Raw genomic sequence first — 21,425 nt, 5'->3', positions numbered from 1 at the left:
ATCTGCAGAAACCTGCTGCCAGGTTTAATGCATGCCTAAATCAAAACGGCGTTCAGCACAGTTAAGAAATCATTTTTATTCAGAAAACCGATCACTTTAATATCAGGCACATCGTTGCCCTGGCGATCGATAAATAGAATGCCCGGCGGGCCGAATAGCTTAAACCGCTTCAATAAAGCCGCATCATCCGGTGTACCGTCGGTCACATCGATTTGCAGCAGCACGACATCCTTCAAACGTGATTGCACTTTAGCATCGGACAACGTAAAACGATCCATTTCCTTGCAGGAAACACACCAATCCGCATGAAATCTGACCATAACGTGCTTGCCTTTGGATTGGCGGATTTGCTCATCCAATTCCGCAACGGTTTTTACCCCCTGAAAAGGTAAAGCCGGATAACTGGAAACTGCTGCCTCTTGACCGCTTGCCGCATCCGCTGCCAAGTTTAGTTTTGACAGCGGCTGCAACACATCGCGACTGCCGGATAACACGCCGATTAATAATGCCACACCCACCAGCAAAGCAATAACACCGATGCCTTTGAGAAATTTCTGCAAACCCGAAGCGCGTTCCGGCAACGGATCAATCGCATGCAGATAAATAGCCGAGATAATCAGCAACGCCGCCCACAGCAGCATATGCACCACGTCGTTAATAACCGGAGAGATCAACCAGATAGCGACTCCGAGCAGTAATACGCCAAAGAACCGCTTGATCGATTCCATCCATGCTCCGGCTTTTGGCAACAACGCACCGGCGGATGTGCCCAGCAACAGTAAAGGCACGCCCATCCCCAGCGCCATGACGAACAGCGCCGAGCCGCCCAGGATCACATCGCGGGTCTGACTGATATACAGTAAAGCACCGGCCAAAGGCGCCGCGACGCAAGGGCCGACGATCAATGCCGACAGTGCGCCCATGCCGAACACACTGGTCAAATGCCCGCCTTTTAGGTGACCGGCTTCTTCGGATAATTTGGTCTGCATAGCGCCGGGTAATTGCAGCTCATAAAAACCGAACATGGAAAAAGACAGCAGCACAAAAATCACTGCAAACGAACCCAGCACCCAGGCATTCTGCAATGCGGCCGACAGCATTGAGCCCGACAACCCAGCCGCCACACCGGCAATAGCATACGTAATCGCCATGCCCAGCACATACGCCAATGCCAGGATAAATCCATGACTTTTAGTCACGTGCTTGCCGCGATTGGCAATAATTCCCGACAAAATCGGAAACATCGGAAACACACAAGGGGTAAGTGACAACAACAAGCCAATGCCGAAAAATCCGGTCAGAATCAACCAGAAATCACCGGTTTGAAACATTTGGTCAATTTTGTACGCCTCGGTTTCAATGGCAGGCGCTTTGGACGGCATGCGGAACAATTCCGCGGTTGCATCCACCCCGGCCGCAGCCGCCGGGTTGCTCACGGCGTTAGCAACCGCGCCGATAGCGGCTTTCACCGCCGGTAACGTCAGATCGATGGCTTTATGAATCGGCGCGTAACAAACACCGATCGGCTCATTGCAACCCTGGTAAGTCGCCGATAGCGTCAGCGGTTGCTCGCTTGCGGAATCCACGCGTTTTAGTGAAATGATGGCTTGTACCGGACTGTAATAGACTTCCGTTTGACCAAACGTTGCGTCTTCTTTCATTTTGCCCGGCGGCAACGTCACCTTTTCAATCACCATGCCATCTTGCTTTGGCTCAAAAACGATTTTGTCGCGATACAGATAATAATCCTTGGCCGGAGTCAGGTTCGCGATCAGCGTGTTGCCATCGCGCACTTCCACTGAGAGCTTAAATGCCTCATCCGGTGGCAAAAGTTCTTGTGGATTGCTTTGCCCCAGATTGATACCCAGCCCCTGCAGTTTCTGGAACAAGCTGAAAGACCCGCTTTCCTGAGCGGAAACAGCGGTACTGGCCAAACATAAAATCAGTAACAAAAAGTGGATTGATCGCATCGGTATTCAGTCGTGTTTAATCGGAATCGGATAGTGGTGTTGTGTCGGCGATCCACTGCAAATAAGCAGGCAGCCCACCGGTTATAGGAACCATAATCACTTCAGGAAGTTCATAAGGATGCATCATCTTGATCAACTGTTCAACCCGGTCGTAGTGCTGCTTCCGGGTTTTGATCAAAACCGGAACTTCCCCGGCCGATTCGATTTTACCTTGCCAGTGGTAGATCGAAACACAGGGGCTCAGCACATTGACGCACGCTGCCAAGCGCTGCTCGATTAAAGCTTCAGCCAGTAGCGTAGCTGTTTTTTGATCGGGGAAGTTGGAGATGATCAGTACCGCTTCCATTGGCGTTATCAGTTAATACTCAATAGCTGATTTTACCTCGCTTAGCGCTGCAATGGACAGTTGTGATAGCAAACACGCGCACTGGGCATGCCGCGCCAATACGCATATACTTAAAAAATAATTAATCGCAAGGAGTAGAGCAAATGAAAGGACTATTTAACTTGGTTATAGCGCTATCGATTATTACCCCGGTCACTGTATTTTTTGGCTACATCCTCATGGATGAAGGCGATCAATTCACAACCGAGCATTATATGGTGACAGGATTAAGCACAATTCCCTTCATTTTCGCGCTGCTCGTCAAATTTCTGATGTCAGGCGCCGAGAAAGAATAACAAACCCTTCGCAAAAAAAGTCCTGATAAACTCGAGCAATTCCAGTGACAAAGTTGCACGAAAATTCTTTGCGTCAATCTCAATACCTCTCCCGGTGACTGACATTCCAACTGCTGAACTTAGGATCAGCAGTAAAATAATGCGCTTGCTGAAAGCGCTAAAATTTTAAACGGCCGCCCGTAATCTGTTTGTTAACCAAACAACCTCATTTTCTTTAATCCCCGGCTAGCGCGCCTTGTGAACATTCAAAGGCACGCTGATAAGCCAATCCGGCTACCGCCAGATCCCCTAGCGCCAATCCCCGGAACACAAACGCCGTGCGCTCGTCAGCCATGCAGCGCCCCGCCGCATCGCCCGTCACTAATCCGGTCAGATCGCCGTGCACCAGTGCCGGATCAACCAGCGGTTTGTCCATGCTGGCTTCCTGTTCCAAGTCATCGACGATAATCCGGTCAAACGCCGCCATGCTTTCTTGCAGCCACGGCGCGGCCAGATCCGTCATGGTGACAAAAACACCGGGTTTCAGCCAGCGCGCATCCAGAAAAGGAACGAGTTGCGGCGATAAGGTTATCGATGTGACAATCAAATCCGCATCGTGCATCGCTTCTCGCGCAGTTTCGCTGGCAACCGCCGCCAGTCCCATTTTTTCCGCGCTGCGGCAGAAAGTATCCCGGCTCGTCGTCCCGCGCCCAAACGCGCGAATCTCTGTGAGCGGAAACAACGCAGCCAGCGCCTGCAAATGGCTATGCGCTTGCACGCCGCAACCGATAAACGCAGCAACGGAAGCATCCGGCCGTGCCAGCCGCTTGGCTGCGGCTGCGCTCAATCCGGCAGTACGCACCGCCGTCACCCAGTTGCCGTCGAGCACCGCGAGCGGCAATCCGCTACGGCTATCGAGCAAAGTCACCAGCGAATTAATACTGGCCAAGCCATTTTTAGGGTTATCCGGATTCAACACCAAGGCTTTGACGGCAAGAAAAGGCGGATCGTCGGCCGCCGCCAGCGTAGCCATCATATACCGGCCATCCGGTGGTGTAATGACTGCTTTGGGCGCATTCCAAACTTGCTGCCGCTTACGGCCGAGCAACAGATGCTCAATACTGAACGAAATTTCCTGCGGCGTTAATTGCAGAGATTGCAATAAATCCCAAGATAAATACCGGATGTCAGAACTTTGCCGCACGGAACGTTGTCTCTGAAGATTCTATTAAGTTAATGGAAAATTAGCCATTTTCACGCTACGGCTGCTATAATACCGCCCCCGCCGCAACAACTAAAAGCTTATTTTTTGAGGAATTATTTATGTCTCGCCCGATCCGCAATATCGCCATCATCGCTCACGTTGACCATGGCAAAACCACGATGGTTGACAAACTGTTGCATCAAGCCGGCACCTTTGCCGCACACCAGCAAATTTCTGACCGTGTGATGGATTCCAACGATATTGAACGCGAGCGCGGTATTACCATTTTAGCCAAGAATTGCGCCATCGACTATGAAGGGGTTCACATCAATATTGTCGACACCCCCGGCCATGCGGACTTCGGCGGTGAAGTCGAGCGCGTGCTGTCGATGGTCGACGGCGTTTTGCTGTTGGTCGATGCCGTAGAAGGCCCGATGCCGCAAACCCGTTTTGTCACCAAAAAGGCGCTGGCGTTGGGATTGCGTCCGATTGTCGTGATCAACAAGATTGACCGCCCCGGCGCGCGTGCCGATTGGGTGGTCGATCAAACATTTGATTTGTTCGACAAACTGGGCGCCAGTGACGAGCAGCTTGATTTCCCGGTCGTGTATGCTTCGGCGTTGAATGGTTTTGCCACGCTGAATATTGAAAAACCCAGCACGGACATGCGTCCGTTGTTTGACACCATCCTCAACTATGTCCCCGCTCCCGATGAAAATCCCGATGAGCCCTTGCAACTGCAAATCAGCGCGCTGGATTATTCCAGTTTCGTCGGCCGTATCGGCATTGGCCGTATCCGCCGCGGTAAACTGAGACCCGGTCAGGAAGTCATGGTGTTAATGGGCGATAAGCCGCCGAAAAAAGCCAAAGTCAATCAAGTGCTCGGCTTCCAGGGTCTGGAACGGATTCAAATGAAAGAAGCCTTGGCCGGTGACATCGTGCTGATCAACGGCGTGGACGAACTCAGTATCGGTGCCACACTGGCCGATGTCGACAAACCCGAAGCGCTGCCGGTTCTCGCTGTTGATGAACCAACCCTGACCATGACGTTCCAGGTCAACACCTCACCATTCGCCGGCCAGGAAGGCAAATTCGTCACCAGCCGCCAATTGCGCGAACGTCTGGAAAAAGAATTGCTGACCAACGTCGCGCTGCGTATGGAAGAAACCAACGAGACCGATTCGTTTCTGATTTCCGGACGCGGCGAATTGCACCTGACCATTCTGCTGGAAAATATGCGCCGCGAAGGCTACGAGCTGGCAGTATCGCGCCCGCACGTGGTGATCCGCGAGATCGACGGCGTCAAATGCGAGCCGTTTGAAATGCTCACCGTCGACGTCGACGAAGCCAATCAAGGTGCGGTGATGGAAGCCTTGGGCGCACGCCGCGGCGATTTGCAAGATATGGTGTCGGATGCCAAAGGCCGCGTACGGCTGGATTACCGCATTCCGGCGCGCGGTCTGATCGGTTTTCAATCCGAATTCATGACCATGACACGCGGCACCGGCTTGATGAGCCATGTATTCGACGAATTCGCCCCGATGCGCCCGGAAATCCCGCCGCGCAGAAACGGCGTGCTGATTTCCGCCGAACTGGGGGAAGCCGTCGCCTATGCGTTATGGAAACTGCAAGACCGCGGCCGCATGTTCGTCAGCCCCGGCGACCGCCTGTACGAAGGCATGGTGATCGGCATTCACACCCGCGATAACGACTTGGTGGTCAATCCGATCAAAGGCAAGCAATTGACCAACATCCGCGCCTCCGGCACTGACGAAGCCGTGACGTTAATCCCGCCGATTCAGCTGACGTTGGAATCCGCGATTGAATTCATCGCCGACGACGAACTGGTCGAAATCACGCCGCAAACCATCCGCATCCGTAAACGCTTTTTGCTCGAGCATGAACGCAAACGTGCTTCACGCGCGGCTGCTTAATAGCTGATCTAAAACGCGCCGGTCTTGATCACACCGGCGCATTCCATTCTTTCCGTTGCAACAACTGATCAGTTCGCTTTTGTTGCACCGCTTTTCAGCAAATTAGGCGGTGGGCCGATCGGCTCAAAGCCCTTCAGCAGCGGCACATCGCTTTTATTAATCGAGCGGAGATCCATATCGTACGTGCTGTGCGGCCCCCAGCTACCGGTGAATTGCTTGCCATCCGGCGTGAACGTCCAGCACATATCCTCGCCGCCAGTGTTAACCGCATCACCGAGATTCACTGGCTCCTGCCATTCACCATTGGCATTTTGCCGGGCAATCCATTCGTCATGACCGCCGCGCGAACCCAAATCGGTGCGCATACTGGTGATGACCAAGCTTTTACCGTCCTTCGATAACCCCGTCCAATGCATATGGTCGCGCTGCGGTGAATTGATCTTCGGCCCCAGGCTCTCAGGCTTCTGCCACACACCGTCTTTCTTCTCGACCTTCCAGATATCGCTGTCCTGCGTCACGCCTGGCTGGTGGTAGCTGAAATAAATCAAACTATCGGACGCGATAATCGGGCAATGTTCCTCGCCTGTCGAAGTATTGATGCTCGGCAGCTCCGGTACGTCATTCCAGTTTCTGGCCGCTTGCCACACGCCATCGACTTTTTGCACCACATACAAATCGCCGGACAACATATTGCCCGCCTCGTAGCGAGTAAAATAAATCGCGTTGCCGTCATCGGAAAAACTCGGCTCCAGCTCCCACGCCGAAGTATTAATGTTCGGCCCCACCTTCGGATTGATCCCCGGCCCCAAATGAACCGGCTTCTGCCACTCACCATCGACCCAATGCGACATCCAGATATCGAAACTGTAATGACCGCCGGGCGACTGAACACTACCTTCGCGAGTCGACACAAAAATCGCCGTTTTGCCATCGGCGCTATAAGTAATCTCCATCTCCGACCCAGATGTATTGATTTTCCCGCCGATGCTGTTCGACACGCGCGGATGCTCCGTCGCCGCGCCGCTGCCGGAATCGTGCATGCCGGGCATGGCATGGGAAACGTTGTATGCCAAAGCGAATGCCAGCGGTACAAATAAAAGTTTTAGATTGATAAATTGCTTTTTCATTAATTGATCTCCTGTTTCAGCAAATATTTTTTCACAAGAATAGGCTGGTGTGTCTTGAGCTGCAATTCAATTTTCGTCGGTATTCTTTTCCTGCCAGACTGCAAATTCTAACGGCCGCAGGCCGAATCGAATGGCATTACCGGAATGCAGATTCTGAAATTCCTCCATCGCCAACGCAACGAAGCGCTCACGATCGGCCTCAACCACGGTACCGGGCACCTGGGCGCGGATCACAGCTAAGTCGGCTTTAGCGCCACTGCGGATAATGGCCGCGACTAGCGCTGACAATTGGGTACGATAGCGCAGACGCACGGCATCTGGCGGGATTAACTGCTGCCGCACGGCGACGTATTGCTGGCAGGAACGTTCATAGGCACGCACAAAGATGTCGCGTAGCAATTCCACACGATTAAGTTCATAGACACCGAGCAGAGCTTCAATGTAATCCTTCGCAGCAACGTCGATGAAGGACAGCGGCGAGAGGTTGTGCCGGATAAAAGGAATATTCGCGGCCAGCCGGGAAACGCGTTTATTGACGTCCTCGAACGGTTGCAGGTAGGGCAGATGCACCATCAGAAAGAAAGCCTGCTCAAAGGGATCGAGAATTTCACCCGCCATCTCGATAATGACACCGAACAACTCTTCGATACGCTGCGGCAGGGCAACCGGCAAATAGACACTTCCGCCGATTTCGACCGGCCGGTTACGCAAGCGGCCGCAAGTAGCCGGGTCGGGCATGAGGCCATCCGACAAAAAGGCATGCAACGCAATCACGGTTTCAGGATTAACACCCACATGCTCGGTATCGCGTACCAGATATTCAATCGCCGCTTTATGATTAAGGATCATCTGGGTTTCCAGCGCATCCTTTCCCGCGGCGGCTTGCCCGTATTCGATCAGTCGTTCGGTATCGAGCCGCGAATAGGTATTGCCTTCGAGTTGAGACGAGGCCCAGGAGAGATCGATCAACAGACGATTGAGAATGTCGCGGGCAAAAGTACCCGCCGGAGCATCTTCAACAGACGACGCGCCCGGACGACCGAGGTTGTGCAATTGCACACGCAGGGATTCGGGGAGATAGGCCGTACTGTTAGGGGTGTATTGCTCCAGAAAAGACTGCTTGTAACTGACCGGCGCCCGCTGTTGCCGGGACTGACGCACATAGCGCCGGATCTCTTCCCCTTCCAGAGATACCGGGATATCAACTTCGGTGCTCGGCGAATTCGCGGCTAAAGCCGGTTCATACGTCTGGGCGTCGATTATTTGGGATTGGCGGTAACGTAGCCCGGGACCTTTACCGAAGGTAAACACTCTCTTCTGTTCAATCAGGTTTGCAAGACGGCGCTGCAACGTGCGGCGGCTGACTATCTGCGCCAATGTCGCATGCAGCTCGTCAATACCGACACCTTCGATGTACCGAACAATCTCGGCTTCGATCCGCTCGCTCAGATCATCAGGCAGTTTTTTAGGCATAACAAGATTATTTGGCGCAATAGAAAGATTATTGTGCCAAAAGATTAACTTTATTGGCGCGATTTGTCAAAATTTGCGCCAATTAGAGATATGAATAGACATGATATCCCCGGCAAGGCTAACTTCAGCACATTACTTCAAAGCGTAAAAAGTTAATGTGTAACCCTCTTGAGAACAAACTTATCCAGCCATCCGTTTCGCGATCTTAGCAATTTCAGCCTCGGTTAAACGATCCAGAGTCCAACCCTTCGCAAATTTTGCAGTCTCCGACTTTGGAAGTTGGTCGTCTGTAAGATCACGAATTCGAACCCTCGCAGGCATTGAGGCTCCCTCCCCGACAAAGATCGCCTCTTGCTGAGCAAGATTCGGCAAAGCTTTCGTCATTCCAGACAGGCCATCCGGCAAGAAACGAGAAACATGTTGTTGGTCTGCTGCATTCGTAAGCCTCAAAACGAGCCAAGTCCCACACTGGGAAATCACTGTGCTTTCAACGTCTGCAGGTCTCTGGCTAACGAGCATTAACCCAATTCCATATTTTCGCCCTTCACGAGCGATTCGTCGTATAGCGGTTTGAGCCGCTGCATATTCGGCCTCGCCTCTGTCGGGCACATATCGATGAGCTTCTTCACAAACAAGGACAACTGGGTCGCGCTTTCTCTCGTCAGTTGTTTGGTAAACCTTATACTGAAATAATAGACGGGCTAACATGGCTGCAAGTGGCCCAGCCACTTCATTTGGAAGCCCCGAAATATCTAGAATTCGAATATCTTGATCGACACCACCGTCACTTTGGATCTGTCCGACTAACTGAGCAATAATGTGCTCAAGCGAAGGACTCTGATCGTTCCAATCCCGCATCATGAAACGAATCCGTGGATCACGTCTCAATACTGAGAGTTTATCCAAGATGGATTTAAATTTTGTTGCGAAATCAGAAGCCGTAACATTCTGAAGTTGGGTACCCTGAACGCGAGCTGCCTGCAAATAAAAAATGTGGTTGTAAAACTCTTCAAGGCTAAATGGCCGTGGTTTATCGTGATCAAATTCAATCAACTGTTCATGCGTCACTCCCTCTTTGGGCCTTGGTGCATCATGGTCAAGGCCATCGGCAGGTGCTACCCCACCAAATGCGGTCGGCGAGGGATCTACAAGTTTTGCCGTTACCATACGGGCATAGGTGATCGCCTTGTAGACGATATTATTCTGGGAAGTCGCTTCCTGCTCAGTTTTTCCAATAACCAACGTTCTGAATTCATCAGCCGACATCAGCCAGTAGGGAAGGCAGATCGGAGCGCCGGTCGTCTCTTCGTTTCCAAGTGGATCGTACGCACGATAAACGATCGCACGCTCCTTGAATGCCTGCCCGTATTCTCCGTGGGGATCAATAACAAGTATTCGTGGATGACAAGCTTTGTTCAGCTCTGGTCTGTGATCCAGCATGCTGTGAAGTAAAGCGGCAACTGCTCCAGACTTTCCCGATCCCGTCGAGCCGAGCACAGCGCAATGCATACCAAACATTTTATCTACGTTTGCTCGACAGATGGCATTGTCCGCACCGACGTAATAAGCAAATGGAACAAGTGGGCTATATTCGCCTTCATTCTGCTGTCCTTCAGCAGCAGAATAAATCTGAACGGTCTCTTCGCGAGTCAGCAGGTGCACGCTTTGACGGGGCAGCGGATAAGTTGTAACGCCCCGGACGAACCGAAGTTTTTGGTCCGCTGCGTTCCAGACCCCTTCGGCAAACAGTTCGACCTCCATCAGTCGTTGATCAGCATCCGGCGGAATGGGCTTAGCGATCTCAAGCAACTCCTCGGAACGCATGCGCAACAAGGTCACAAATCCGAACACGAGACGTCTTCCGAAATGTACTTTGACGATACTTCCTATCTGTCCTATGGGGTAGACCCGACCTTCGTAAGTTCGGGTGAGCTCCGTGACATCGCCAGATAACTCTACACGAATCGTAGTTCCAGACACTTCGACGATGTGACCGATCTTGAGGTCAGAAATAAGATCAAATCTGTTCATAGCACGCTGGCCCCCGCTCCACTGTTTAGCATTTTGGTGACTCCAGCAAACGTCCACCAATCTCGTTTTGCTTGGGCAGTCGGAGATGAATGAGGACCGTCCGCGCCGACATACAAGCCATCTCCGGTAATGACATAGACCCGTTTGCCCCACGGTCCAGTCCTCCATCTTTCAAGAGTGGAATTGAGGCTCGGAGCGAAGGCGAGAACCGTTGTTTTGTTTTCCGGGCGTTGAAGCGCTAGTTCAATCTCTTGGTTAATGTGCTCGTCCCCAAAGCTGTATCCGCAGGTTGCAAGAACATTCTCCTCCCTCGCGCTAAGTGCTCGGCGAAAAAGGTCAAATTGGGCAGCGAACGGGTCCCTTTGAGTCGCCAGGTATTTAGTCGATTGCGGGTAAATGAGAACACGAGAAGCCCTCTTTGGATATAGGTCGCCGTCGCGAACTCGCCAGACACGATCATCTTCCCCTAAATGCCAGTCGATCGACCCGTGAAGTTTAATTATATGGGCACGATCTCCGAGGCTTGGTTCTTCGTCACCATATCTGTGGCTTCTGTATGCTACAGCACCACCTGAGAAGCCGTCCCAGTAGGAGAAGCCACCGAGTGCAAGCGCATCCTCAAGGAGCGTGTCATAGTTGGTTGTGAACAGTCGCACTGCTCTCCGCCGCTCCGCGACCCCCGCTTGACTTCGATTGAACAGAGCAGAAACAAATGCTGAATGGTGGTCGATAACGACGATCCGGTTCGCATGTGTTCCGATCACCTCCTGGCCCACACTAGGGTTAGCAGGCTTATATCCCCATCGAATAGTCTCAGCAATCCATGTCAGAATCTTTTGGTGGAGTTTATCGAGTTCATCTACCGAGAGAGTTACGCTGTCGAATACGACGGTCTTGTCCTTGGATCGATCAGCAATCGCACGGTGATCCCCGAGCTGACTCAAGATGTGTTCGATATGCGAGTTATCAGAAAGCTGACTTTTCACAAACTGAAGAACCTTAATGTCGTTTGGCTCTTCTTCTGTTTCTGCCAAAGTGAGTACACGATCCGTTAGCGGCCCCATAAGGGGAATCCCAGCGTCAAGACTGATCCCAGCGCCGAATAGCCATGACTGATTGCTTGCTGCGAGAAGATTGTCGAGTTGGGCGAGAGTATCTTTTGTTGCTGGGTTCATAGTGAACATATCCTCAATTGTGTTTGACTACGAGCCCATAAGCCCTATCTTACTTATAGATCATTAGTTTCTACTCAATCATCAATGAATGACCCCGCCCCAAGGGACAGGGAATTAAACCCGGAAGAGACTAAATATCAATATTCGTCGCCCGCAACGCATTCTTCTCAATAAACGCCCGTCGCGGTTCGACCACGTCGCCCATCAGGGTGGTGAAGATTTCGTCGGTGAGGATACTGTCTTCGATTTGCGCACGCAGCAGGCGGCGGTTTTGCGGGTCCATGGTGGTTTCCCAGAGCTGGCTGGGGTTCATTTCACCCAGGCCTTTGTAGCGCTGCACGTTCAGGCCTTTTTTCGCTTCTTCTAGCAGCCATTCCAGCGCGTGTTTGAATTCACCGGCCGCTTGCTTGCGTTCGCCGCGTTGAATGTAAGCGCCTTGACTCAGCAAGCCTTCGAATACAAGCGCAGTTTTCTGGATTTGCGCGTAGTCGCCGCTGTCGAGAAAATCGTTATCCAGGTAGCTGGTCAGCACATTGCCGTGCGACATACGCATGATTTTGAGGCGGTAACGTTCGTGAAGATCGTCGTATTCTGCGGCAATTTCCACATCTTTGACGCGCGCTGCCAGGCGGGATGCGCTGTCCGCGGCTGCTTGCCCGCTACTCAAATCGACATCGGGTTTGCGCAGCAGGGCGTGCATGACATGGCTGTCGATCGCTTGAGTCATGCGCTCGATCACGGCTTCGGCCAGAATGTATTCATTGGCGATTTTTTCCAGCGTTTCGCCGGTCAATGAGGGTTTGCCGTCGCCGGTATGCAGTTCCGCGCCATCCAGCGCCAGGCTCAGCATGTATTGCTTTAATTCGTGATCATCCTTGACGTAGCGTTCCTTTTTGCCGTGCTTGATTTTATAGAGCGGCGGTTGCGCGATATAAATGTGGCCGCGCTCGATCAATTCGGGCATTTGCCGGTAGAAGAATGTCAGCAGCAGCGTGCGGATATGCGAACCGTCCACGTCTGCGTCGGTCATGATGATGATGCGGTGATAGCGCAGTTTGTCCGGATTGTATTCGTCCTTGCCGATGCCAGTGCCGAGCGCGGTGATCAGCGAAATGATTTCCTGCGACGAGATCAATTTGTCAAAACGCGCTTTTTCCACGTTCAGAATTTTACCCTTGAGCGGCATGATGGCTTGGAATTTACGGTCACGCCCTTGTTTGGCGGAGCCGCCTGCGGAATCACCCTCGACCAGATAGAGCTCGCACAATGCCGGATTTTTTTCCTGGCAATCGGCCAGTTTTCCCGGCAGTCCCATGCTGTCGAGCACGCCTTTCCGGCGCGTCAATTCGCGTGCCTTACGCGCCGCTTCGCGCGCTCTGGCGGCATCGATGATTTTGTTGCAAATCGTTTTGGCGTCGATGGGATTTTCCAGCAAATACTCGGTCAGTTTTTGCGACACGACTTCTTCCACCACCGGCCGCACTTCGGACGACACTAGTTTTTCCTTGGTTTGCGACGAGAACTTGGGTTCGAACAATTTTACCGACAACACACACGACAAGCCTTCGCGCATATCATCGCCGGAGGTTTCCACCTTGGCTTTTTTGGCCAGTTCGTTCTTCTCGATGTAATTGTTGAGCGTACGCGTCATCGCCGCACGCAGACCGGTCAAATGCGTGCCGCCGTCTTTTTGCGGAATATTGTTAGTGAAGCACAGCACCTGTTCGGTGTAACTGTCGTTCCATTGCATCGAAACCTCGACGGCAATGTTGTCCTTTACGCCGGTTGTATAAAAAATACTGGGGTGCAGCACGGTTTTGCTGCGATTGATGTACTCGACGAAGTTTTTGATACCGCCGGTGAAAGCAAACCTTTCATCCTTGCCGGTACGTTGGTCGATCAGATGGATTTTCACGCCATTGTTAAGAAATGACAGTTCGCGCAAACGCTTGGCAAAAATGTCGTAGTGGTATTCGACGTTGCCGAAAATTTCCTTGCTGGCGAGAAAATGCACTTCGGTGCCGTGCCGTTCGCTTTCTCCGGTAGCTTCTAGCGGCTTGACCGGAACACCCATGCGAAATTCCATCTGATGCATTTTGCCGTCGCGGCGGATGGTGAGCTTCAACCATTCCGACAACGCATTGACCACCGATACACCGACACCGTGCAAACCGCCGGAAACCTTGTACGAATTGTCATCAAATTTTCCCCCGGCATGCAGTTCGGTCATGACGATTTCGGCTGCGGAACGCTTCATTTCGTCGTCATGCTTAATACCAGTCGGAATGCCACGGCCGTTGTCCAGCACGCTGATGGAATTGTCCGGATGGATGGTGACGGTGATGTCGTCGCAATGACCCGCCAGCGCTTCATCGATGGCGTTATCGACGACTTCGAACACCATGTGATGCAAACCGGTACCGTCGCTGGTATCGCCGATATACATGCCGGGCCGTTTACGCACGGCGTCCAGGCCTTTCAGGATTTTGATGCTTTCGGAACCGTAATCGCTCGAACTGTCTTTAGGTACGTTGGGGTTTTGATCGCTCATGGGTCAGGATTTTCAGGGTTATGTACGTTGCAGGGAATGACTTCGATAGTTGCAGATTTTGCTGAGTTCTTGCTCACATGCGGTTAAATTCTCATCGGCATGACGATATATTTAAACGCATCGTTCCCAGGTATTGTGATCAGCACGCTGCTATTGGCATTTTCAAACGCGCACAGCACGGTTTCGCTATCGATATTGTTCAATAAATCGAGCAGATAGGTGATGTTCAAGCTGATATCTACTGCTTCTTCACGGTAGTTGATTTCCAGTTCCTCTTCAGCTTCTTCCTGTTCGTTGTTTTTGCAAACGATACGCAGGTTATTTTCACTGACGATTAAACGCACGCCACGGAATTTTTCGCTTTGATTAGACAATATCGATACGCGTTGCAACGCTTGCAAGAAGGTTTGGCGGCTAATTTCAAACTGTTTGTTGTTCCGGGTCGGGATAACGCGGTTGTAGTCGGGAAACTTACCGTCGATGACTTTGGACGTCAGGACAATGCCTGAAAAGGAAAACCGCACCTTGTTCTGGAAGTATTCAATGGTCACCGGCTCTTCGCTGTCTTCGAGCAGTTTGGATAGTTCATACACAGCCTTGCGTGGCAGGATGACTTCCTGTTTTTTCTGTGCTTTATCCAATGCCGCTGCGATGTAAGCCAGACGATGCCCGTCGGTGCCGACACTGATAAATTGCTTGTTATCCGTCAATAACAAAAGACCGTTCAGGTAATAACGGATGTCTTGTTGCGCGACGGCAAACTGGACATGGTGCAACAAGTCTTTTAATTCTTTTTGTTTCAGCGTAATTGCATCTTCCGATTCAGCTTCCTCAGCAACTTCCGGAAAGTCTTCCGCCGGAAGTATTTGCAGATTGAACGCGCTTTTGCCCGATTTGACGTAGAGATGATCGTCTTGCCGGGTTAATGTCACTTCGGCATCGGCGGATAGCGAACGCAAAATATCCTGCAGTTTTTTTGCGGAAACCGTTAAGGAAAAATCCTGTTTGGGCAACAAATCAAGGGTTGCAATCGTTTTGATTTGTATTTCCAGATCAGTGGTCAAAAAAGAGGTCTTTTCCGCATTTTGCCGGATCAGCACGTTTGATAGGATGGGTAATGTCTGACGTCGTTCGACAATTCCGGTAACCGTTTGCAACGGTTTTAGCAACGTATCTCGATTGGTTTTAATTAAAAGCATTTAAATAAAAATAGTAGTAATTAGATAATGTCGGCAATTCTTCTGTATAGTTTTTAACATCCGCTGAATATCAACGAGATAGTATAAAATTTTCGACTGTATGATAAGTGTATACGGCTTGGATAGTTTGTGGATAAAAATCGCGATCTTTTAAAAAAAAGAGTTATACACAATCTATTCAACCATTATCAACCTCTTAAAATGAGTATCAGCGCGTTGAAATCTCGGTTCACCACGGGGTCGGAAATCCGCAGTTCGTTGATCTTCCGGTAGCCATGCAGCACGGTGGTATGATCTCTGCCACCGAACGCTTCGCCGATATCCGGCAGGCTCAATGCAGTCAATTCCTTAGCGATAGCCATCGCCATTTGCCGCGGCCGTGCAACGATACGCGAGCGTTTTTTCGAGTACATTTCCGATACTTTGATTTTGTAATAGTCGGCAACGGTTTTCTGAATGTTCTCGATCGAAATCTGCCGGCTTTGCACGGCGAGCAAGTCCTTTAGCGCTTCCTTCGCCAGATCCAGCGTGATTTCCTGGCCGACAAAGCGCGAAAAAGCCAGCACGCGCTTCAATGCGCCTTCCAGTTCGCGCACATTGGAGCGGATATGTTTGGCGATGAAAAATGCGACATTTTCGTCCAGGCGCATTTTTTCCTGGAAGGCTTTCTTTAATAAAATCGCCACACGCATTTCCAGCTCCGGCGGCTCGACCGCAACCGTCAATCCCCAGCCGAAACGCGATACCAGTCGTTCTTCTAGTCCGGTAATTTCTTTCGGATAGGTATCGCAAGTAATGATCACTTGTTTATGTGTTTCAATCAGTGCGTTGAACGCATAGAAAAACTCTTCCTGCGTGCGATTCTTTCCGCCAAAGAACTGCACATCGTCCACCAGCAGCAGATCGAGCGAATGATAGTACAGCTTGAACTTGTCGAAAGCTTTGTGCTGGTATGCGCTGACCACGTCGGATACGTATTTTTCCGCATGCACGTAGCGGATCTTGGCGTTTTTGTTGTTTTCCTGCACGTAATTACCGATGGCCTGGATCAGGTGCGTTTTTCCCAGTCCCACGCCGCCGTAGATGAACAGCGGGTTGTACGCAATGCCGGGCGATTCGGCTACCTGAATTGCACCGGCGCGCGCGAGCTGGTTGGCTTTGCCAGTGACGAAATTATCAAATGTAAAATTTGGATTCAGACCGCTGGGATTTTTCCTGCCCGGCTGGTATGCGGCCTTGAGTTCCACTGGCGGCTCCTGTGGCGTTTCCACCGGCGCGGCTTTGACTATCACAGCTTTTGCATCATTTGGCTCAGCCAGTTTCAGGTGAAACTGGATTTTCTTACCGAAGTACATCAGCGCCATGTTTTCAATGTGCGCGATGAAATTATCTTTAACCCATTGCGACACGAAACGGTTCGGTGCAATCAATACAACTTCGTCGTCGCTATTCAGTTCCGGATCAATTTGTAAGGGTTTGATCCAGGTGTTAAATTGCTGTGCGTTGAGTTCTTTTCTAAAATGATCAAGGCAAGATAACCAGAAAGTATTCAGTGATTGCATCATTTTTTGTTCTTCGTCTGTCTGGTTTGGAAAAGCAGTCATAATGCAATGTTATTTTAGAAAAATCGGCGGTTCAATTTCCAGGTTATCAATTAATCGTGTCTTGTCGAGCCAGGCTGCCCCTAAAACGACTAAATCTTGATCCGGAGCTTGTGCCGGAAGTAGTGAACTGCGTCTATGGATGCTGATGTAATCAACTTTCCAGCCGCGCTGCGCTAGATTGTTGCTGGCGTTTTCCTGTAATGCCTGAAAATCGTTGCAGCCTGAAATGATTTTCTGCTTGATGCGCAAAAGCGTCTGATAAAGGTGACAGGCTTCTGCCCGTTGCGTGCCGTTTAAATACTGATTGCGCGAACTTAATGCCAGTCCATCAGTTGCCCGAACTGTTTCTCCAGCTACAATATTAACGGGTAAATTCAATTGTCGTACCATTTCACGCACTATATGCAACTGCTGATAATCCTTTTTGCCGAATACAGCCAGGTCAGGTTGAATAATATTGAATAGTTTCAATACAATCGTTGCAACACCACGAAAAAACCCCGGACGGAATTTCCCTTCCAGGATATCTGCTACAGGCGGTAATGCTAACAAGAATTCTTGTGGTGTTGGGAAAAGAATTTTTTCATTGGGTGCGAAAACGGTCTTGACATTCAACGCGGACAGCGCTCTGCAATCTTCTTCCAATGTGCGCGGATAGCGCTCGAAATCTTCGTGCGGCAAGAATTGTAGCCGGTTGACAAAAATACTGACCACCACGCAACCGGACAACCGGTTTGCCTGTTCGATCAGCGCCAGATGGCCTTCGTGCAGATTGCCCATGGTTGGAACGAAAGCAATGTTTTTTTCACCGCGCAGCGTTTCACGCAATGCGGCAATATCGGTCAGTATGTTCATACAGCGCAGGTGATCAAAATTCGTGTTCTTTAGCAGGAAACTGTCCGGTTTTGACAGCCTGCACATAATTTGCCACAGCTTCGGGTACATTTTTGGCACCCGGCATAAAGTCTTTGACGAAACGCGGTTTTTTACCCTGGGATAGTCCCAGCATATCGTGCAGTACCAGCACCTGGCCTGAGCAATCGGGGCCCGCGCCGATGCCGATCGTCGGAATAGATAATGCTTGGGTAATTTTTTTCGCCAATTTCGCTGGAACCATTTCCATGACCAGTAAGCTCGCACCGGATTTTTCCAGCGCCTTTGCGTCGTCGAGCAATTGTTTTGCCGATTTCTCCGTATTGCCCTGTAGTTTATATCCGCCCAGCTGATGAACTGATTGCGGTGTCAGACCGATGTGCGCGCATACCGGAATACCGCGCTGGGAAAGAAACTGGATCGTATCGGCCATGATGCGACCGCCTTCGATTTTAACCATCTGCGCACCCGCGGCGATAATCCTGGCGGCATGCTCAAACGCTTGCGCGGGTGAGATCTGATAACTACCGAACGGCATATCCGTGATGATCAGCGCCTTGTTGCTGCCGTGCGCGACACAGCGTGTGTGATAAATCATGTCTTCAGGCGTTACAGCTAAGGTAGTGTCACTGCCGTGCAATACATTGCCCAACGAGTCGCCAACCAATAACACGTCTACACCAGCATTTTCCAGTACGGCAGCAAATGTTGCGTCGTAACAAGTCAGTACCGCGAATTTTTCACGGTTTTCAACCATTTTTTGCAGGGTAAGGTGGGAAATTCTCATGTTTTTGTATCAATACCTGATAAAGACTTAGCTGTTACCGGATCATCATAGCGTATTTGTTGGCTTCCAATGGACGTTTCAATATCCGGAATGGATGTGCATTCCGCTGTGATTTTTCTCACTGCGATTCTGGGTCAATCGCGTTATCTTGAAACTGGATTGGTTGATAAATGCATTGGCAGCAGTTTTTGGCAGCGCCAAAACCTTATTTCAATTGCAACTTTGGGATCGATCAATCCGCCTAGTAATGTTTATTAAATCCTTCAAAGGAGAAAAATCATGTCTCATGAAATGAGCGGTTCTGAAAAACTGAAAGCCGAATGCCAAACCATGGCGAGCTTAACCCCGGAAGAAATCAGTCAAATCGCGGGTGGATTATCCGGTTTCGGTGCAGTTAATTTTAACACTTTTCCATCTTGGCTAATCAGGGGTATCCCGGTCGATATTTATCACGTTAACAATTCGATCAGTAACGGATTCTAACAGTTCATAAAGAGGGAGATAGCAATGGGACCAACCGGATCAGCCCGTATTTTGCAAATTCATCCAACACGGCAGTGCAATCTGAGTTGTCTCCACTGCTATTCTTCTTCTTCACCGCGCGCGCATGGCGCACTTGCGCTTGATCTTTTGTGTGAGGCCATTTCGGATGCAGCCGATGAAGGTTTCAATTTTGTCAGTCTTTCCGGTGGTGAACCGCTGCTTTATAAACCGTTGGCGCAATTATTACAGCATGCCCACACGTGCGGTATGCGTACCAGTGTGACTTCCAACGGAATGTTGCTGACGGCGCCCAATATCGAGCTGTTGTATGGCAACGTCGATGTGCTGGCGATAAGCATTGACGGCATACCCGAGTCGCATAATCGCATCAGAGGTTCGCAACTGGCGTTCGATACCATGAAAGCGCGCTTGCCGTTGCTGCGCGCAGCGAATCTGAATTTCGGTTTTATTTTCACATTGACGCAATACAATCTGAACGAACTCGACTGGGTCCGGGATTTTGCCATTAGCGAAGGTGCAAAATTGCTCCAGATTCACCCCTTGGAGGAAGTCGGTAATGCCGCCACGATGTTGCAAGGAAGCGCGCCGGATGCGACGGAAAGCGCGTATGCCTGGCTGCTTGCCCAGCAAAGCAATAACAGTGCGTTGAGAGTGCAAATTGATCTCGCATTTAGCGAAACCGTGAAACAACATCCTGAGCTGGTTTTTGCCAGTGCTGCGTCAGAACTCAAAATTAAACGGTTTGGCGATTTGGTTTCTCCGATCGTGATTGAGGCGGACGCCACCGTCAGTCCAATTCAATACGGATTTGCGCGGGATTTTGCCATCGGTAATTTAACCCAGGCACCGTTGCGCACACTGCTGAAAGACTGGCAAGTACAGCGCCTGCCAGCGTTTTATGCGCTCTGCCGGGATGTGTACGATGAAATTGCCTGTGCGCCTAAACCCTATTTCTTTGATTGGAACAATTTGATTGGCAAACGGGCGGAAGAAACGAATCATCCGTCTCCCATGAAAAAGAGCGGTCAATCGAATGTAGTGCATGCGCACAGCGATATTTGACGTCATCCATTGATCCAATGAAACACAACCTCTTTCGCACAGAAGCCTTATCCCACCAGCAAAACCGCCTGCATGGCGATGTTTTGATTGCCCGGTCTCCGGCGATCAGTGTGCTGGTTTGGGCAGCTGCGCTTTTTGCCATCGCGATCGCTGGTTTTGCATACTGGGGGGAATATACCCGTAAGGAACATGTGGTGGGTTATTTGTCGCCGACACAAGGCATGATCCGGATTTTCTCCCCGCAAGCCGGAACTGTGGTTGAAAAGCACGTCAGTGAAGGTCAACAGGTCAAACAAGGCGATGCATTGCTGACCATTACCAGCGAACGGACCACGTCGAATACGCGCGAAGCGCAGGCGGCGATGCTCGGTGAACTGAAACAACGGCGCGATAGTTTGCGGCAGGAGCAAGGTAAGCAGCAGCAAATCGATGTATTGACCAGCAGCAGTATTGCCGGACGGATCCGGGGATTGGAAACGGAAATCCGCGAAGCTTTGGCGCAATTGGCGCTTCAAGCCAGCCGCGTGGCGAATGCGGAACGCACGGTGGCGCGCTATGAAAAATTACTGACAGAGCGTTTTGTCTCCGATGCGGCCGTGCAGGAAAAGCAGGAGGCGCTGATCGATCAGCGTAATCAGCACGCGCAATTAAAACGCAGCATCACCGGCCTGAATCGCGAGCTGAGCGCGGCGCGCGTGGAATTATCGGCTTCCGGTTTGAAACAGGCCAATAATACCGCAGCGATCGAACGGCAAATCTCCGAGTTGGAGCAGCAACTCACGGAAGTGGATGCACGCCGTAGCGTTATTTTGACCGCACCGGCCGATGGCACAGTTACGACCATTTTGGCTGAAGTAGGGCAGATGGCGAATCCAGCCATGCCGCTGCTTTCCATTTTGCCCGAGGGCGCCGAGCTACAAGCGCAGTTATTGGTGCCCACGCGCGCTGCCGGATTTATTAAGCCGGAACAGCAAGTTTCCCTGCGCTATCAAGCTTTTCCCTATCAGCGCTTCGGACATCATCTCGGTGAGGTGGCCGAAATTGGCCGCACGGTGATTCAACCGGATGAATCCAGTTTGCCGGTAGCGATTCAGGAGTCGGTATACCGCATCACGGTCCGTTTGCCGCAGCAGCAGGTGCAAGCGTACGGCCAAGCGATGCCACTGCAAGCGGGCATGGTGTTGGATGCGGATATTCATATCGACCGGCGGAGGTTGATTGAATGGGTGTTTGATCCGGTGTTGTCGATCACCGGCCGGATTTAAAGGATT

At 51.0% G+C, this 21,425-nt stretch carries 17 protein-coding genes; 5 read left to right on the top strand and 12 right to left on the bottom strand.

Annotated features, from left to right (window positions below; all coding sequences use genetic code 11):
* Positions 1 to 35: 35 nt before the first annotated feature.
* Positions 36 to 1,970: a protein-disulfide reductase DsbD gene (gene dsbD, locus BLU57_RS00820; protein ID WP_090315032.1), complete on the bottom strand. Its 1,935-nt coding sequence runs from the start codon at positions 1,968 to 1,970 to the stop codon at positions 36 to 38.
* Between the two features lie 16 nt (positions 1,971 to 1,986).
* A complete protein-coding gene (cutA, locus tag BLU57_RS00815; RefSeq protein ID WP_090315030.1) occupies positions 1,987 to 2,316 on the bottom strand; it encodes a divalent-cation tolerance protein CutA in 330 nt (109 codons plus the stop codon).
* A gap of 143 nt (positions 2,317 to 2,459) precedes the next feature.
* Here cutA and BLU57_RS00810 point away from each other — a divergent pair, with 143 nt between their 5' ends.
* On the top strand, positions 2,460 to 2,651 hold the full coding sequence (locus BLU57_RS00810; protein ID WP_090315028.1) for a hypothetical protein: 192 nt from the start codon (positions 2,460 to 2,462) through the stop codon (positions 2,649 to 2,651).
* Between the two features lie 214 nt (positions 2,652 to 2,865).
* Here the strand turns inward: BLU57_RS00810 and BLU57_RS00805 are convergent, their stop codons facing one another.
* Positions 2,866 to 3,834 carry an ornithine cyclodeaminase family protein gene (locus BLU57_RS00805; RefSeq protein ID WP_090315027.1) on the bottom strand — a complete coding sequence of 323 codons (969 nt, stop codon included), beginning with the start codon at positions 3,832 to 3,834 and terminating at the stop codon, positions 2,866 to 2,868.
* A gap of 119 nt (positions 3,835 to 3,953) precedes the next feature.
* Between BLU57_RS00805 and typA the strand changes: the two genes are divergently transcribed.
* Entirely contained in the window at positions 3,954 to 5,768 is a 1,815-nt protein-coding gene (gene typA / locus BLU57_RS00800; RefSeq protein WP_090315026.1) for a translational GTPase TypA, read from the top strand.
* Between the two features lie 68 nt (positions 5,769 to 5,836).
* On the opposite strand, the gene BLU57_RS00795 is transcribed toward typA, so the two are convergent.
* The 9 genes from BLU57_RS00795 to panB all read right to left on the bottom strand — a co-directional run bounded on the left by BLU57_RS00795 (position 5,837) and on the right by panB (position 18,588).
* Complete coding sequence (locus BLU57_RS00795; protein ID WP_090315024.1) at positions 5,837 to 6,895, bottom strand: PD40 domain-containing protein; 1,059 nt, start codon at positions 6,893 to 6,895, stop codon at positions 5,837 to 5,839.
* A gap of 66 nt (positions 6,896 to 6,961) precedes the next feature.
* Positions 6,962 to 8,368, bottom strand: coding sequence for a Fic family protein (locus BLU57_RS00790; protein ID WP_090315023.1), 1,407 nt, complete (start codon positions 8,366 to 8,368; stop codon positions 6,962 to 6,964).
* Between the two features lie 180 nt (positions 8,369 to 8,548).
* A complete protein-coding gene (locus tag BLU57_RS00785) occupies positions 8,549 to 10,399 on the bottom strand; it encodes an ATP-binding protein (RefSeq protein ID WP_090315021.1) in 1,851 nt (616 codons plus the stop codon).
* Entirely contained in the window at positions 10,396 to 11,574 is a 1,179-nt protein-coding gene (locus BLU57_RS00780) for an SIR2 family protein (protein WP_090315018.1), read from the bottom strand. Before BLU57_RS00780 ends, BLU57_RS00785 begins: the two co-directional genes overlap by 4 nt.
* 130 nt (positions 11,575 to 11,704) lie before the next feature.
* A complete protein-coding gene (gene gyrB, locus BLU57_RS00775; protein WP_090315016.1) occupies positions 11,705 to 14,125 on the bottom strand; it encodes a DNA topoisomerase (ATP-hydrolyzing) subunit B in 2,421 nt (806 codons plus the stop codon).
* An 83-nt stretch (positions 14,126 to 14,208) separates the two neighbouring features.
* Complete coding sequence (gene dnaN / locus BLU57_RS00770; protein WP_090315013.1) at positions 14,209 to 15,324, bottom strand: DNA polymerase III subunit beta; 1,116 nt, start codon at positions 15,322 to 15,324, stop codon at positions 14,209 to 14,211.
* A gap of 188 nt (positions 15,325 to 15,512) precedes the next feature.
* On the bottom strand, positions 15,513 to 16,886 hold the full coding sequence (dnaA, locus tag BLU57_RS00765) for a chromosomal replication initiator protein DnaA (RefSeq protein ID WP_218131618.1): 1,374 nt from the start codon (positions 16,884 to 16,886) through the stop codon (positions 15,513 to 15,515).
* A gap of 51 nt (positions 16,887 to 16,937) precedes the next feature.
* The gene (gene panC, locus BLU57_RS00760; RefSeq protein WP_090315009.1) at positions 16,938 to 17,783 is read right to left on the bottom strand and encodes a pantoate--beta-alanine ligase; all 846 of its coding nucleotides are present in this window, start codon (positions 17,781 to 17,783) and stop codon (positions 16,938 to 16,940) included.
* 13 nt (positions 17,784 to 17,796) lie between these two features.
* Complete coding sequence (gene panB, locus BLU57_RS00755; RefSeq protein ID WP_090315008.1) at positions 17,797 to 18,588, bottom strand: 3-methyl-2-oxobutanoate hydroxymethyltransferase; 792 nt, start codon at positions 18,586 to 18,588, stop codon at positions 17,797 to 17,799.
* A gap of 279 nt (positions 18,589 to 18,867) precedes the next feature.
* Between panB and BLU57_RS00745 the strand changes: the two genes are divergently transcribed.
* From BLU57_RS00745 to BLU57_RS00735, 3 genes are read left to right on the top strand one after another with little or no spacing between them, the layout of a single operon-like run.
* Positions 18,868 to 19,071: a hypothetical protein gene (locus BLU57_RS00745; protein WP_090315005.1), complete on the top strand. Its 204-nt coding sequence runs from the start codon at positions 18,868 to 18,870 to the stop codon at positions 19,069 to 19,071.
* 24 nt (positions 19,072 to 19,095) lie between these two features.
* Positions 19,096 to 20,154 carry a radical SAM protein gene (locus BLU57_RS00740; protein ID WP_090315003.1) on the top strand — a complete coding sequence of 353 codons (1,059 nt, stop codon included), beginning with the start codon at positions 19,096 to 19,098 and terminating at the stop codon, positions 20,152 to 20,154.
* A gap of 17 nt (positions 20,155 to 20,171) precedes the next feature.
* Entirely contained in the window at positions 20,172 to 21,419 is a 1,248-nt protein-coding gene (locus tag BLU57_RS00735) for an HlyD family secretion protein (protein ID WP_090315001.1), read from the top strand.
* Positions 21,420 to 21,425: the final 6 nt, after the last annotated feature.

Origin of the sequence: Nitrosomonas oligotropha, from assembly GCF_900106555.1 — a bacterium.
Taxonomy (GTDB): domain Bacteria; phylum Pseudomonadota; class Gammaproteobacteria; order Burkholderiales; family Nitrosomonadaceae; genus Nitrosomonas; species Nitrosomonas oligotropha_A.
Note: the sequence above shows the minus strand (reverse complement) of the source record. Positions and strands in the feature narration are given on the sequence as shown.